This window comes from Ruegeria sp. CDSB113 (assembly GCF_059611045.1).
Window position 1 is genome coordinate 869,321 of the sequence record NZ_JBXWOU010000001.1, and the last position, 13,861, is coordinate 883,181.

The window sequence follows — 13,861 nt, forward strand, 5'->3', positions numbered from 1 at the left end:
TGGCGCCACAGGGGATTTGCGCCTAAGCGACCTTGCGAAGATCAGCCCAGATTGGCAGGTGATCTGATGCGATATGCGCAGGCCGCGCTTTGTGGACGCCATGCACAACGGCTTCAAGCCCAGCGCCCAGCGCGATCCGGTCCAGTGCGCCCAGAGGCTGTGCAGCCGGGAAACTGGGAACCGGGGGCAAAAATCGCATGTCGGGTGCAAGATGATCGAGCACTGGCTGGCGCGACCACTCGTTGAAATCTCCGGCCCATACGGTAGGCATTTGATCCAGATCCTCATCGCAGCGCCGGAGTTGATGAATCTGCTGCCGCCGAGATGCAGGCAAAAGACCCAGATGCATCCCCATCACCCGAAGCGGCCCGATCTGGGTGTCGAACTCGACCCGAACTGCACCGCGAGGTTCCAACCCGGGCAAATCATGGTGACCGGTCGTGCGCACGTCAATTTTGTCCCCGCGCCAGATGACCGCGTTGCCGTGCCAGCCCAAGCTGCCTGCGCCGCCAAGATCGACGATCTGCCAACCCGCTTCATCCAGCATGAAATGTGGTAAGGCAGCGGGTCGCGGCGGTAGCCTTTTGTCGGCCTCTTGCAACACCACAATATCAGCCTGCATGCCTTCAATGACCTGCATTATGCGTTGAGGCTGGCGGCGAAAATCCAAGCCCACGCATTTCTGGATGTTATAGCTTGCAATCCGCAGGATTGATTGAGGCGACATAAGGTTCCGATCAAATGGACGAACCCCAAAGTGCCACGCTGGTGGCCGGGCGCAACCCCAGTCTTCTGCAGGAGCGGCAAATAAGAGCTTTTCGCGCTGCCAAAGTGCCCGATATTCTGGCAGGCGGCGCGATCAGGAATGCCGCGCTTGATCAACGGGGTGCCGATACTCTATCCCCGTGGAACGCGTCCAATTGAGGCCTGAAGTGGTTTCCAGCAACACACTCTCGAACAACCGCACCTGGGCAAGCATTGTCCTGGTGATCGGTGGCATGATGTGGGGTCTCTATTGGATCCCCCTTCGGTTTCTCTTTGACCTGGGCCTGACCGGGCCCTGGCCGGGTATCGCGATGTATAGTGTTGCGCTGCTGGGGCTGGTTCCCTTTATCTGGAAAAAGAGAGGGACGCTGGCCCTGCAATGGCGCGATCTGGTGTTCAGCGGTGCGTTCACCGGCGCGGCCTTCAGTCTTTATTCCATCAGCCTTGTCTATACGGATGTGGTGCGGTCGATCCTGCTATTCTACCTCACCCCGATCTGGGGCACGATTCTGGGCCGGGTGTTTCTGGGTGAACGCCTGACTCTGGGGCGGCTTGCGGGCCTTGCCTGCGGTGTCGGCGGTCTATTCGTCGTGCTGGGCGACTCGGGTGGTATCCCGCTGCCCCAAAACAGCGGCGACTGGATGGCGTTGGCCTCGGGCATGTGCTGGGCGCTGGGTACGTTGGGGCTGTACCGAACCAGTACGATCTCAGCCTCGGGTCAGGTCTTTGCCTTTGTCGCAGGCGCGCTGATCCTTTCCCTGGTCAGCCTCACGGTTCTGCCCGAACCTGCGTTGCCAACAATCGCGCGGGCCGATCTTCTTTGGACCCTTCAGTTTGTGCTGCTGTCGGCCTTCTACACCTTACCCATGGTGTTCATGACAATCTGGCCCGCAACCAAACTGTCCCCTGCCCGCGTCGGTATCCTGCTGATGAGCGAGGTTGTCGTCGGCTTGGCCTCGGCCGCCGCGTTCTCGGGCGAGCCGTTCGGGTTGCGCGAGCTGTTGGGCGCCATCCTGATCGTCAGCGCTGCTGTGCTTGAAATCGTGCGGGACTAGGACAACCCGCCATAGCAGGTGTTGGCCTATCCCCTTCGAACGGGTATCTGTTGCGGAGTTTGATGCCCTATCAGGACGTTACCAGATGTCGATGCCCAATGCAGAACGCAGAAAGCAGCTTGAGGGGCGCGCGCTCATCATTGCCATGGGCGGCAACCTGTTCATGGGCGCGGCTGGTATACTGGCCGGGATTTTGTCGAACTCCAATGCGATCATGATGGACGGGCTGTATTCGCTGGTCGGCTTTGGATCGGCATTCCTTGGCCGCCGTATCAGTTTGAAGATTGATGCAGGCCCCGACAAGCGACGCCCGTTTGGCTATGCAGCGGATGAGGCGATCTTTTCCACCTTCCGCTCTTTGTCCTTATTGGGACTGGTGCTGTTCGCCATCTCGAACGCGACCAAGAACATCTACAGCTACTACAACGGCATGATGCCTGAACCGCTGATATTTGGGCCGATGTTCATCTACTTCGCTGCCATCGGCCTGACCTGCGTGCTGTTATGGGCCTTTCACTATTTCACCTGGCGGCAGACCGGGAAGGCCAGTGCAATCCTGCGACTAGAATCCAAGGCAGCGCTGTTCGATGGCCTTTTCACCGCCGCCGCTGCAATTGGCCTTGGGGCAATCTACCTGTTCCGGGATGGGGCCCTATCGGCGATCGCACCCGTCGGCGACTCGATCATCGTTTTGTTCCTGTGCGTTCTGGCCATCGGATCATATCTGCGCGACTTTCGCGGCGGGCTGGGTGAGCTGGCGAACGCCACCGCCAGCCCCGACCTTCTTGCTGCTGCGCGTCGTGCCTTGCGCCCGGCAATCGCAGAGGACGGTGGCGCATTGCGGGATATGTCCGTAACCAAACAAGGTCGGACCATTTTGATCACCGTCTACTACAACCCGCTGCGCGCGATCACCGCTGAAGAGGTCGACACCCTTAACCTGCGTATGGTCCGCGATGCGCGCAGGGCAATCGACGGGGCGGATGTTTATCTGATGATCTCCCAATACGCCCGCCGCTGGCCGGATGAGATCAACCCCTATCGCGACGAGGTCTGAGCGCCAGAACTTCAGGTTCCACAGAACGTCGCACGGACAACTTCGGTCTCTGATGGCGGGCGTTTCAGATCATCCGCATCGGGATGATCCTCATAAGGTCGCGCCAGAACAGTGTTCAGCCTTTGGAACGGCGCGTAATCGCCCTGAACGGCCGACTGTATCATTTGTTCAACCCGGTGATTACGCGGAATGAAAGCCGGGTTTGCGGCGGACATTACGGTGGATGGGTCCTGCTCACGCCCCAGACGCGCGGTCCACCCGTCGGACCAGGTGTCGTACGCCGCAGGATCGGTGAACTGATCACGTGCAGCATCACCGCCCAGCGCCCGGAAGGTGTTGGTGAAATCCGCTTGGTTCTGCGCCATGCGCCTCAGCAGATCCGAGATCAGTTCCAGATCGCCCTCTTCCTCGTTCATCAACCCGATCTTGGCCCGGAACCTTTTCAGCCAGTTCTGCTGCAGCAAATCCGGCATGGCGTGTACAATCTCGGTCGCTTCTTCGACGGCTGCGTCCTTGTCTTCCATCTGCTGGATCAGTGCCGTCGCCAGTTGCGCTACGTTCCAAACGGCGATGTCAGGCTGGTTGGAATAGGCATAGCGCCCCATCCGGTCGATCGAACTGTAGACCGTGTTCGGATGATAGCTGTCCATGAAAGCGCAGGGCCCATAATCGATGGTCTCACCCGCGATTGAGCAATTGTCGGTGTTCATCACCCCGTGGATGAACCCCACACTCATCCATGCTGCGATCAATTGCGATTGCGCCTCCACCACCGCGCGCAGCAGGCCCATCGGACCATCCGCGTCAGGATAGTGGCGGTCTATTGCGTATTCCGTCAGGCGGCGCAGGCTGTCCAGCTGACCACGCGCTGCAAAAACCTGAAATGTACCGACCCTCAGATGACTTTGCGCCACGCGGGTCAGCACCGCGCCGGGCATCGGCCCTTCGCGCAGCACGATCTCTCCGGTCTCAACTGCCGCCAGCGCGCGGGTCGTCGGGATGCCCAGCGCATGCATTGCCTCGGACACCACGTATTCCCGCAACACCGGCCCCAGCCATGCGCGACCATCCCCCTGACGGCTGAACGGGGTAGGTCCGGACCCTTTGAGCTGGATATCCCGACGGAGACCATCTGTCCCGATCGTTTCGCCCAGCAGAACAGCGCGGCCGTCGCCAAGCTGCGGGTTATAGTTGCCGAACTGATGTCCCGAATAAAGCTGCGCAATCGGCTCTGCGCCTTCGGGCAGCGTGTTGCCGGCGAAGGCTTCGGCCATCTCCTCTACCTCCCCCGGTGTGACCTTCAATACCTTCGCCAATTCCGAGTTGAATGCGATCAGGCGTGGGGCACGCACGGGAATAGGTGCCTGCCGCGCATAAAAGCTGTTGGGAAGGCGGGCGTAGCTGTTATCAAACGGGATGGTCAGGGTCATGCCGCAAACATATTCCTTGCGTACACGAATACCATAGCGGATCGCACCTTCGCGTGCATAATCATCGCAAAAGACAAGAGGCCCCATGACCGCTCAAGAGATCATCGACCACCTGAAACTGGAACAACACCCCGAGGGTGGCTGGTTTCGCGAAACCTGGCGCGCGGATAACGCGGGCCGCGCCACCGGGACCTGCATCTATTTCCTATTGGCCGCTGGTGAAAGCAGCCACTGGCACCGCGTGGACGCGACCGAAATCTGGCTCTACCACGCTGGCGCTCCGCTGATCCTATCGCTGAGCGCTACGGATGACGGTCCAGCCACCGATCACATCCTGGGCCCCGACCTGTCACAAGGCGCACCGCAACTGATCGTGCCCGAAAACCACTGGCAGGCGGCGCGCACCACCGGAGACTATACTTTGGTCAGTTGCACTGTTTCACCCGGGTTCCAGTTTGACGGGTTCGAACTGGCCGAGCCAGGGTTCGACATCGCGCGCGGATGATGCATGGATCACCGCGCCCTCATAGCGTCACTGCCACCCGAGGCCAAAGATCAGCTACAACGGCGCTCGGACGCAGCAGGTCTGCGTCACCTTCTAGGCTATCTGGTGTTACTGTCCGCCACCAGTGCGGGTATTGCCTGGCAGGTTCCTCTCTGGCCGTTTCTGATCCTACCACAGGGCGTCCTGCTGGTGTTTCTGTTCACGCTCAGCCATGAATGCACCCATAAGACCCCGTTCAAGACCGGCTGGCTGAACGACGCTGTCGGACATTTTGTTTCAATCCCGATCGCCCTGCCCTTTACGTGGTTTCGGTATTTTCACCTTGCGCACCACAAATGGACTAACCACCCAGAGAAAGACCCTGAGCTTGGCGGTAAGCCAAGACCGCAAGACCGGCTGAGCTTGCTGATCTACCTGTCCGGCTGGCCTTACTGGAAAGGCATGGCACGTGTCCTGTTCCAAAACGCCTTTGGTCGCATCGACGCCCCGTACCTACCTGCGCGCCAACACACCGCCATGCGGGCTGAGGCACTTTTGCTGTTGATACTCTACGCGGTCGCAGCCCTAAGCCTGCTCCTGTCGCCGCTGTTCTTCTGGCTTTGGATTTTACCCGTTCTGCTGGGGCAACCATTCCTGCGCCTCTATCTACTGGCGGAACACGGCCTGTGCCCGCCAGTCGCCAACATGCTCGAAAACTCGCGCACCACGTTCACCAACCGGATCGTGCGTTTTGTGGCATGGAACATGCCCTACCACGCCGAACACCACGCCTTTCCGAATGTGCCCTTCCACCAGCTGCCTGCATTGCACGTCTGGACGCGGGAACATTTGAAGTCGACTTCGGACGGATACTCCCAGTTTACAAGTGAGTATGTACGAAGTGTGAAGCGCCAATCATTCAGCTAGTTGTTTACGGAAAGGCTGCTTTGAGCCCATAGTCACATATGCTGCAAGGCTTGCGGAAGTCGGCCTAGCGCCAACTCCTCTTCCAACCGAAGCCGATTACCCAAAGTATGGCGGCATATGCCAGAGTTACAGGCACTTCATTTATGAAACCGTCAATCTGAAGTAGCTTTTTTAACGGAAAACTGGCGAATATTGACAGCCCCACCAGCATCCCTGTTGCCCCACTTACATTGGGAACTTTGTGAATTACCACAGGAGCAGACAATACTGCGATCAAGCCAAACAGTAGGGTCGCCTGTGAGTATTTCAGACCAATTGGTACTGCGATTACAAGTGCCCCAAAGACGGCTACAATTACCGCCAGTACGTATTTATTCATCAAACTATCCCGCGCTGCGCACACTTCGGTAGTTCAATAAAGCAGACACTGACAACCCGCGCAGCAAACGTCAGGTTTGTCCGCGTTGCTGACCTTTAAACCGATTGAACCGTCTCAATGACCTACTGAAACTGTCAGATGACCGGTCTGAGCCCTTAGTACCGAATGCTGCGTGATGCTTGTATGTCTGCTAACCTCGTTCGCCCCTGCTCAAAGCACCGCCTCGTCACCGTCGCGGTGCTGGTCAAGCATCGTCTCCAGCTATGGACGTTCCGCCTTGGCTCCGCTTACGCTCTCAGAAAATAAACGTTCTGCCCCCGCCGCCGTCAGTGTGTCGGTCTGAGCATCAAGATTTTGGTCTGTGGTTGAAACGCGAGCATACCCGATGATCATGCGCTATCATGACAAAACCTTCCAAAGCTCCAACCGTTTTGTCACAGGTTTTGGAGAGGCCAACACCCTGATCACTCGCGCGGAGATTGAGCGTGACAATAACCGCCGTTTCCGACATAAGCTAGTTCACCGGTTCAGATTGTGACTAAGGGCTACGGCTATTCCAATGGAAAAAGACCGAAGAGCAGAAATCACCCGCAGAGTGTTGGCACTAGTCGCAGGAATATTGGGAATTCCCGCGTTGTTTTTCCTATTGCAAGCCTATGTGTTCCCCAACTGGGGGAGCTCAGAACTAAACATTGCGTTCTTTATCTGGATAGTTTGCGTGTTCGTATTGGAGCGAAGGCTGTCCAATTTCATTAAGTCAAAGTAATAGATATTTCGAAAGGGAGAATAATGGGTGTAGTCCTGAATAGCGGTAGTGAATTTGACATTCTTAATTCGACTACAAGCAGTGGTGTAACATCAACTATTACGGCGAATGTGGGGTTGCCAAAGGTATTCTCTGATTGGGTCGCGGATGGTCACCTTAGCTGGGATACACTTGATGCCTCCTTGGGGTATGACAGGACATTTGGAACACCTTGGGGCGGATACGAAATAACAATAGAACGTAACGCTGCAACACAGCAGTTTACAATTGGGGGAGCTGTTAGCGGTGGGACTTTGGGCGGTTCTTTTGAGGTTTCTGGAACGATAGGAGTTGACGGCAAGCTCTATGCCGATGTTGACACTGTAAACGCGTTTGGGGGTATGCAGGTGATTCTTGGCGATCAACGCGAAATTTTAGGTTGGTCAACAGGAGTTGGTGGCAAGGCGCAAGCCGGCATCTTCTTAGATTATGATTCAACCACAGGTTACGATCTTGGTGCAGGGCTGCGGTTGGGAATGACGCAAGGCTTGGGCCTCGGCACACTTGAAACCACGGTTGAATACATACCTACAATTTTTCATACTGATGAATTGAGTATCGAACAGGTGAGGAACATCGCAAATGAGCTATACCCAAGCACAACCGAAAATCTATTTTCGTCGCCGTTCCCATTGCTTTCCGTTCTAGCAGGGTACTTCGGAAAGCAAGCTGTGATTGACGAAATAACAAGTTTCTACGGAATAGAAGAGTGCTTTGGCTCAGAAACCCCAATCGACATGTGGCCGCTTGATCCCGACCTCAAACCCGGCCCTGATGGTATCTATGATCAAGATCGGGTCCGCGCCAAAGTTTGGCAGAAACCCATTGAGCTGATCGAAATCGGCGACATTGTTGTGTCATTTGACGACAACGACAACCTTGTTCCGGGACCAGTAACCCAGACATTCCAGAACAACACCAAAATCCTGCTGGACTTCCACGGCACGCGCGTGACCCCCGGTCACGTTTACCACCGCCCGGACAGCAAAAAACCCTATAAATACGAAACGCTGATCGACGTGTTGCGCGATGATGGCGTGATCAAGCATCAGGATGGCACGCTGATCCGCGCGGCTACGAATGTTCCCGTGGGTAGCGCTCGTGACGGCTTTGTCCAAGCGGTAACGCAGACGCGCAAAGCGGATGGCACAGCCGTACAACAGGATGTTGGCCGCATCCGCCTCGGTACGCGCTTCCTTGTTGGTTCTGGCAAAGAACGCAAATCTTGGGCTGTGGCTGACCTGATCGAAGCGGGTGGCGGTGTTGTTGGCGACGACGAACTGATCCGTGTTAGTGACGGTGAACCTATGCCGTTCCTTTGGGATTTTGGCGAGACATTGCCCAATCCCGAGGATTTCGTGCTGGCCTGTTCCGGCACAACGCTTGAGGACATCTACAAAGCCGCTGAATGGGAAAGCCAAGGCCCGCGCCTGCCTGCACCGATGGTGCTGGATCGCGGCCCGGTGCAACCGCTCAAAGGTGCTGCGCTGTCGGCCATGCCTCGTAACGAGCCGCTTGACGTGGTGCATTCGCCCATGGCCTCGGCAAAGACGCAACGGACCTTGAACCGCAAACAGCGCAAGGCGATGGAAGCCAAGCAACGCAAAGCGGCCAAGTCACGCAAGCGGATCGCAGTGTAGAGCAATGAGCGTCAAGGACATCAAAAAAGGCGATGTTGTCGAATACGCTGAGGTTTTCAGCCCCAGTGACTGCGGGTTCAAAAAGTTTGAGTGGGTCAAAAGACCCACTCACATTCCCGAACCGCGCTCACAAACGCTTTATGGCATTGAAGTGGAAGACGCAGACGGCAACCCCATGCCTTACTTCGCGCATCCGAAACCGTTCAAAGATACCTTGAACTGAGCTCACACCGATCAACTGTATACAAAGATATTTCAGAAAGCGGCCATTGGTGCTTTTGCAACGGATGCTCAATTTGTCCGCAAAGCGGAATCCGGGCAATCAACTTTTAACCCACCGCCCCGTTACGCAACCGAACTCACAACCCCACCACCAACCAGTGCCTTCACACCCGTTGTTCCCGGACACGAGGTCGGCAGCCTGCGGGCGACGCGTGCCGCCAGATAGCCGAAGGCCTGCGCTTCAAGCATATCTCCGTCCAGACCCACGGCCTCGACCGGTTCGACCGGACAATCCAGCGCGACGCGCAGCATCTCCATCAATACGGGATTGTGCCGCCCGCCGCCGGTGACCAAAAGGCGTGATGGCGGTTTGGGGCAATGTTCCATCCCCTGCACCACCCCTGCAGCACACATACCGGTCAGCGTGGCCACGGCATCCGCATCGCTAAGCTCCTGAACCAGTTTGATCATCTCGGAAAAATCATTCCGATCCAGTGATTTTGGCGGCATACGTATGAAGTAAGGCTCGGACAGAAATAGCTCGAGCGCGCCCATCTCGACGGTTCCGCCGCGCGCGACGGCTCCGTCGCGATCCATCGGCAGGCCCAGACGCGCCTGCATCAGATCATCAACCGGTGCATTCGCGGGACCAGTGTCAAACGCCAGCAACGCGCCGGGGGCTTCGGGGCCATCGTAACTGGGGTCCACATAGGTCAGGTTCCCGACACCGCCGAGGTTCAGAAAGCACAGCGGCTGGGTTGCCTCAATCCACTTGGCGCAGGCAAAATGAAAGAAAGGCGCCAACGGGGCGCCTTCGCCGCCCATCGCCACATCATCGCTGCGGAAATCCCAGACGACTGGCACGCCCAATGCCTGAGCCAGCCCTTTCCCGTCGCCCACCTGCAACGTCCCACGCCCGCTCGGTTCATGCGCAAGAGTTTGGCCGTGCACACCGATCAGGTCGACCTCATCGAATTCAGACAGCGCCTCGGCATGGGCCAAGGTGACAAGCTCTGCCGCGGCATCCACGTCAGGTCCGTGCCATTGCCCTAAAGCGGCACGCAAAACCGCGCGCTCGTCGTCGGAGTAGGCACGATACCCACTTGGGCCAAAGCCGATAATCCGGTGCCCGTCGGTTTCGACGACCGCGGCATCCACCCCATCCATCGAGGTGCCGGACATCGCGCCCAAAACCCTGATCGCACCTGTTCGTTTGATGGCCCGCCCCACGCTGATCTCTCCTGCCGAATTCTGTTTGTACCGTCATGGTTGATCGGCACAGCCCGTTTAACCTGCCCGTTCAGCTGAACCCTAGGCAAGCCAGATCACACGAAGGTCGCGCTTTTTCCCGGCAATTTGGTATAAGGAACACAAATCAGTTTTAGGTACATATGGCAGACACATACTCGCAGAAACAACCATCCGAAGGCCGGAACTATTTTCTGATCTTCTGGTCCGGCGCTCTGGCCACAATCGGAGGGCAGTTGATCAACCCAAATCTGGTGCTGCCGTTCCTGTATCTGGCTCTGGGCGCGCCAACGTTTTTTGCAGGAATGCTTCTGCCCTTTGTCACCGGATCGCGCCTGGTTGCCGAGATCTTTGTCGCTCCTTTCATCAATCGGGCGACCCGCGCCAAGCTGGCCGTTTACGCACCGAACCTGTTGACAGCCGCAGTATTGGCGGCGGTGGCCCTGTTTTCAACAAAACTACCCAGTGTGATGATCGTACTGCTGTTCCTGACCACCGCGATGGTCCTGGGATTGTGCCAGGGGATCACCAGCCTTGGAACCAGCCAGATCTACGGCATCTCTGTCCCCGAAGCGAAACGGAACCGGATGGTGTTTGCGCAGGCCACCATCTCGGGCGTTTTGGCCATCATCGTTGTTCTGATCACGCGCGACCTGCTGTCCGGGGACCAACCGATGCAGCGCCACATCGTCGTTCTGTGGTGCGGCGTGATTGCCATGTTTGCCGCAGGCGTTGCCTTTGCAGGGGTGCGACTGCTTGAAGATGAACAGCGCGCCCCTTTGCCAGAGCCGAAGAAAAAACCTAAGCCCTTGGCCGAGCTGGCGACCGGATTCAAAACCGGCATGGCCTATCCCTGGTATCGCAAGTTTCTTTCGGCCCGACTGATCTTTGTATCGGTCGAGCTGGCGATGCCCTTCTACACAATCCATGCTGCGACGCTGCATATGGGGACCAAGCATTCGCTCAGCTATTTTGTCATAGGGGCCAGCCTTGGAATGGTGATCGGCTCGCTTTTGTGGGGATGGCTCAGCGATCGTGTCTCGGTCAAACCTGTGATGTGGCTGGGATGCCTGATCGCCGCAATCTCGGCCCTGTTGGCGCTTGGCTTTACGTTCCTCGGCTACGCTCAGAACGTCTGGGTTTACGCGCTGGTGATCCTGCTGCTATCGCTGGGTGGGAATGGGGTGATCTATGGGCGCTACCTGTATCTCATTCAGATGAGCGTCGAAAAAGAGCGCCCCTACCTGGTTGCACTAGGGGATGTCAGCGCTGGCCTCGTTGGAATTGTTTTTGCTGCGATCCTTGGCGCAGTCGCACATCTGCATGATCCGATCACGCCGATTGTTGTCCTTGTGGTGTTGAACACCATCGCAATGTTCTATGCCTTCCGCCTGCCCCCGGTCAAAAGCTGACACAGCCCGCGTTTTCTTGGAAATGGTGCCTTTTCCTTACCCAGTGCGCCGCCTATACAGTGCCCCGCAACATAAACCCAAAGGGCACGATATGACCTACCACCCCAAATCGGATTTCATCGCCACGATGATCGAGCGCGGCTTTCTCGCCGACTGCACCGATTATCAGGGCCTTGACGAGGCGCTGATCAGTGGGTGCAAACCGGCATATATCGGCTTTGATGCGACGGCCAAGTCGTTGCATGTGGGCAGCCTGATCCAGATCATGATGCTGCGCTGGTTCCAGAAAACCGGACACCAGCCAATCACTCTGATGGGCGGCGGCACCACCAAGGTGGGCGACCCGTCGTTCCGCGCGGATGAACGCCCCCTGCTGGGTCCCGAACAGATCGACGAAAACATTGCGGGCATCAAAAAGGTGTTCTCGGCCTATATCGATTATGACAGCGATGCCGAAAACAAGGCGCTGATGCTGAACAATGCCGAATGGCTTGATGGCCTGAACTACCTCGATTTCCTACGCGATATTGGACGCCATTTCTCGGTCAACCGGATGCTGGCGTTTGAATCGGTGAAATCACGGTTGGATCGCGAGCAATCGTTGAGCTTCCTTGAGTTCAACTACATGATCCTGCAGGCCTATGATTTCCTTGAGCTGAACCGCCGTTACGGCTGCGTCCTGCAGATGGGCGGCTCGGATCAGTGGGGCAACATCGTCAACGGTATCGACCTGACGCGTCGCGTGCTGGATCATGAGATCTACGGCCTGACTTCGCCGCTTCTGACCACCAGCGACGGCAAGAAGATGGGCAAGTCGCAGGACGGTGCGGTCTGGCTGAACGCCGAGATGCGCTCGCCTTACGAATTCTGGCAGTTCTGGCGGAACACGACCGACGCGGATGTTGGCCGTTTCCTAAAGCTTTACACCGAAATGCCGGTGGATGAGTGTGACCGACTGGGCGCGCTGCAAGGGTCCGAGATCAACGAGGCCAAGATCCGCCTCGCCAACGAAGTCACCGCCCTGCTGCACGGAACTGAGGCTGCGGCCAACGCCGAGGCCACGGCCCGTGAAGTGTTCGAAAAAGGCGGTGTTGGGGGCGATCTTCCGACCCTGACCCTCAGCGCGGCTGAATTGGGCGACGGCATGTCCATCGTACAGGTCATCGTGAAATCGGGTCTGGCAAAGTCCGGTAAAGAGGCCAAACGCCTGATCGCAGAAAACGGTGCGAAACTGGATGACGCACCGCTAACTGATGCCGGGCTGATGATCGACGCGGGCGCATTGTCGTCGCCGATCAAGTTGAGCGCTGGTAAAAAGCGCCACGCACTGGTTCAGCTAGGCTAGGCCACTCAATAGTTCAGAAAAACAAAGGCCACCCAGTTGGGTGGCCTTTTTCCTTTGGCTGGCGCCAAAACGCCTGTTGTTAGCGCTCTTCCTTACCGCCGCCGTTGCTGCCGCCGTTGCCAGAACCACCGCCGCCGTGACCTTGACCGTTATTGCTGCCGCCGTTGCCGGTTCCGGGGCCAGATCCGCCGTTGTTTCCGCCGCCGTTACCGGAGTTACCAGCGTTGCCGTTCCCGTTTCCGGGCCCACCGTTGCTGCCGCCATTTCCGTTGCCGCCGCCGTGGCCACCGCCGTTGCTACCACCGTTGCCAGAGCCGCCGCCGCCGTTGCCAGAGCCGCCACCCTGACCATTATTGCCACCACCGTTTCCAGTTCCGGGTCCAGATCCGCCGTTGTTGCCACCGCCGTTACCCGGGTTGCCGGCATTGCCGTTGCCATTGCCGGGGCCATTGCCGCCGCCATTGCCGCCGCCGTTGCCGCCGCCATTTCCGCCGCCATTGCCGCCGCCGTTGCCGCCGCCGTTGCCGCCGCCATTTCCGCCGCCGTTGCCGCCGCCGTTGCCGCCGCCATTGCCGCCGCCGTTGCCGCCGCCATTGCCGCCGCCGTTGCCGCCGCCATTTCCGCCGCCGTTGCCGCCGCCATTGCCGCCGCCATTTCCGCCGCCATTGCCGCCGCCATTGCCGCCGCCGTTGCCGCCGCCATTTCCGCCGCCGTTGCCGCCGCCATTGCCGCCGCCGTTGCCGCCGCCATTTCCGCCGCCGTTGCCGCCGCCGTTGCCGCCGCCATTTCCGCCGCCATTGCCGCCGCCGTTGCCGCCGCCATTTCCGCCGCCGTTGCCGCCGCCATTGCCGCCGCCGTTGCCGCCGCCATTTCCGCCGCCGTTGCCGCCGCCGTTGCCGCCGCCATTTCCGCCGCCGTTGCCGCCGCCATTGCCGCCGCCGTTGCCGCCGCCGTCTCCACCGCCGCTGCCGCCGCCGTCTCCACCGCCACTGCCGCCGTCTCCACCGCCGCTGCCGCCGCCGTCTCCACCGCCGCTGCCGCCGCCGTCTCCACCGCCGCTGCCGCCGCCGTCTCCACCGCCGCTGCCGCCGC

At 58.5% G+C, this 13,861-nt stretch carries 15 protein-coding genes; 9 read left to right on the forward strand and 6 right to left on the reverse strand.

What is annotated here, in order from left to right:
- Window positions 1-22: 22 nt before the first annotated feature.
- Window positions 23-727: an endonuclease/exonuclease/phosphatase family protein gene (locus AC2FIS_RS04365; protein ID WP_496772082.1), complete on the reverse strand. Its 705-nt coding sequence runs from the start codon at window positions 725-727 to the stop codon at window positions 23-25.
- A 14-nt stretch (window positions 728-741) separates the two neighbouring features.
- Between AC2FIS_RS04365 and AC2FIS_RS04370 the strand changes: the two genes are divergently transcribed.
- From AC2FIS_RS04370 to AC2FIS_RS04380, 3 genes are all read left to right on the forward strand, one after another.
- Window positions 742-924, forward strand: coding sequence for a hypothetical protein (locus AC2FIS_RS04370; RefSeq protein ID WP_496772084.1), 183 nt, complete (start codon window positions 742-744; stop codon window positions 922-924).
- Window positions 925-932: 8 nt separating this feature from the next.
- The gene (locus AC2FIS_RS04375; protein WP_496772085.1) at window positions 933-1,820 is read left to right on the forward strand and encodes a DMT family transporter; all 888 of its coding nucleotides are present in this window, start codon (window positions 933-935) and stop codon (window positions 1,818-1,820) included.
- 85 nt (window positions 1,821-1,905) lie between these two features.
- On the forward strand, window positions 1,906-2,877 hold the full coding sequence (locus AC2FIS_RS04380) for a cation efflux transmembrane domain-containing protein (protein WP_496772086.1): 972 nt from the start codon (window positions 1,906-1,908) through the stop codon (window positions 2,875-2,877).
- Between the two features lie 11 nt (window positions 2,878-2,888).
- Here the strand turns inward: AC2FIS_RS04380 and AC2FIS_RS04385 are convergent, their stop codons facing one another.
- Complete coding sequence (locus AC2FIS_RS04385) at window positions 2,889-4,307, reverse strand: protein adenylyltransferase SelO (protein WP_496772112.1); 1,419 nt, start codon at window positions 4,305-4,307, stop codon at window positions 2,889-2,891.
- 85 nt (window positions 4,308-4,392) lie between these two features.
- Between AC2FIS_RS04385 and AC2FIS_RS04390 the strand changes: the two genes are divergently transcribed.
- Both AC2FIS_RS04390 and AC2FIS_RS04395 read left to right on the forward strand, forming a co-directional pair.
- Complete coding sequence (locus AC2FIS_RS04390) at window positions 4,393-4,812, forward strand: cupin domain-containing protein (protein ID WP_496764483.1); 420 nt, start codon at window positions 4,393-4,395, stop codon at window positions 4,810-4,812.
- Window positions 4,813-4,815: 3 nt separating this feature from the next.
- Window positions 4,816-5,718: a fatty acid desaturase gene (locus tag AC2FIS_RS04395; RefSeq protein WP_496772087.1), complete on the forward strand. Its 903-nt coding sequence runs from the start codon at window positions 4,816-4,818 to the stop codon at window positions 5,716-5,718.
- Between the two features lie 64 nt (window positions 5,719-5,782).
- On the opposite strand, the gene AC2FIS_RS04400 is transcribed toward AC2FIS_RS04395, so the two are convergent.
- Window positions 5,783-6,097 (reverse strand): hypothetical protein, encoded by a 315-nt coding sequence (locus AC2FIS_RS04400; protein ID WP_496772088.1) that lies wholly within the window; start codon window positions 6,095-6,097, stop codon window positions 5,783-5,785.
- 261 nt (window positions 6,098-6,358) lie between these two features.
- Window positions 6,359-6,490: a recombinase family protein gene (locus AC2FIS_RS04405; RefSeq protein WP_496772090.1), complete on the reverse strand. Its 132-nt coding sequence runs from the start codon at window positions 6,488-6,490 to the stop codon at window positions 6,359-6,361.
- Between the two features lie 1,083 nt (window positions 6,491-7,573).
- On the opposite strand from AC2FIS_RS04405, the gene AC2FIS_RS04410 reads away from it, so the two are divergent.
- Entirely contained in the window at window positions 7,574-8,542 is a 969-nt protein-coding gene (locus tag AC2FIS_RS04410; RefSeq protein ID WP_496772091.1) for a hypothetical protein, read from the forward strand.
- Between the two features lie 4 nt (window positions 8,543-8,546).
- Entirely contained in the window at window positions 8,547-8,765 is a 219-nt protein-coding gene (locus AC2FIS_RS04415; RefSeq protein WP_496772092.1) for a hypothetical protein, read from the forward strand.
- A 122-nt stretch (window positions 8,766-8,887) separates the two neighbouring features.
- Here the strand turns inward: AC2FIS_RS04415 and AC2FIS_RS04420 are convergent, their stop codons facing one another.
- The gene (locus AC2FIS_RS04420; RefSeq protein ID WP_496772113.1) at window positions 8,888-9,946 is read right to left on the reverse strand and encodes an anhydro-N-acetylmuramic acid kinase; all 1,059 of its coding nucleotides are present in this window, start codon (window positions 9,944-9,946) and stop codon (window positions 8,888-8,890) included.
- A 209-nt stretch (window positions 9,947-10,155) separates the two neighbouring features.
- Here AC2FIS_RS04420 and AC2FIS_RS04425 point away from each other — a divergent pair, with 209 nt between their 5' ends.
- The gene (locus AC2FIS_RS04425) at window positions 10,156-11,424 is read left to right on the forward strand and encodes an MFS transporter (RefSeq protein ID WP_496772093.1); all 1,269 of its coding nucleotides are present in this window, start codon (window positions 10,156-10,158) and stop codon (window positions 11,422-11,424) included.
- A gap of 91 nt (window positions 11,425-11,515) precedes the next feature.
- Window positions 11,516-12,769: a tyrosine--tRNA ligase gene (tyrS, locus tag AC2FIS_RS04430; RefSeq protein ID WP_496705289.1), complete on the forward strand. Its 1,254-nt coding sequence runs from the start codon at window positions 11,516-11,518 to the stop codon at window positions 12,767-12,769.
- A 79-nt stretch (window positions 12,770-12,848) separates the two neighbouring features.
- Here tyrS and AC2FIS_RS04435 read toward each other — a convergent pair.
- On the reverse strand, window positions 12,849-13,861 hold a 1,013-nt coding region (locus AC2FIS_RS04435; RefSeq protein WP_496772095.1), incomplete at its 5' end, for a hypothetical protein.

Coding starts and splice junctions, on each gene's coding strand:
- AC2FIS_RS04365 (WP_496772082.1), bottom strand. CDS start 727: ATGTCGCCTCAATCAATCCTGCGGATTGCAAGCTATAACATCCAGAAA.
- AC2FIS_RS04370 (WP_496772084.1), top strand. CDS start 742: ATGGACGAACCCCAAAGTGCCACGCTGGTGGCCGGGCGCAACCCCAGT.
- AC2FIS_RS04380 (WP_496772086.1), top strand. CDS start 1,906: ATGTCGATGCCCAATGCAGAACGCAGAAAGCAGCTTGAGGGGCGCGCG.
- AC2FIS_RS04385 (WP_496772112.1), bottom strand. CDS start 4,307: ATGACCCTGACCATCCCGTTTGATAACAGCTACGCCCGCCTTCCCAAC.
- AC2FIS_RS04390 (WP_496764483.1), top strand. CDS start 4,393: ATGACCGCTCAAGAGATCATCGACCACCTGAAACTGGAACAACACCCC.
- AC2FIS_RS04395 (WP_496772087.1), top strand. CDS start 4,816: ATGGATCACCGCGCCCTCATAGCGTCACTGCCACCCGAGGCCAAAGAT.
- AC2FIS_RS04400 (WP_496772088.1), bottom strand. CDS start 6,097: ATGAATAAATACGTACTGGCGGTAATTGTAGCCGTCTTTGGGGCACTT.
- AC2FIS_RS04405 (WP_496772090.1), bottom strand. CDS start 6,490: ATGATCATCGGGTATGCTCGCGTTTCAACCACAGACCAAAATCTTGAT.
- AC2FIS_RS04415 (WP_496772092.1), top strand. CDS start 8,547: ATGAGCGTCAAGGACATCAAAAAAGGCGATGTTGTCGAATACGCTGAG.
- AC2FIS_RS04420 (WP_496772113.1), bottom strand. CDS start 9,946: ATGTCCGGCACCTCGATGGATGGGGTGGATGCCGCGGTCGTCGAAACC.
- AC2FIS_RS04425 (WP_496772093.1), top strand. CDS start 10,156: ATGGCAGACACATACTCGCAGAAACAACCATCCGAAGGCCGGAACTAT.
- tyrS (WP_496705289.1), top strand. CDS start 11,516: ATGACCTACCACCCCAAATCGGATTTCATCGCCACGATGATCGAGCGC.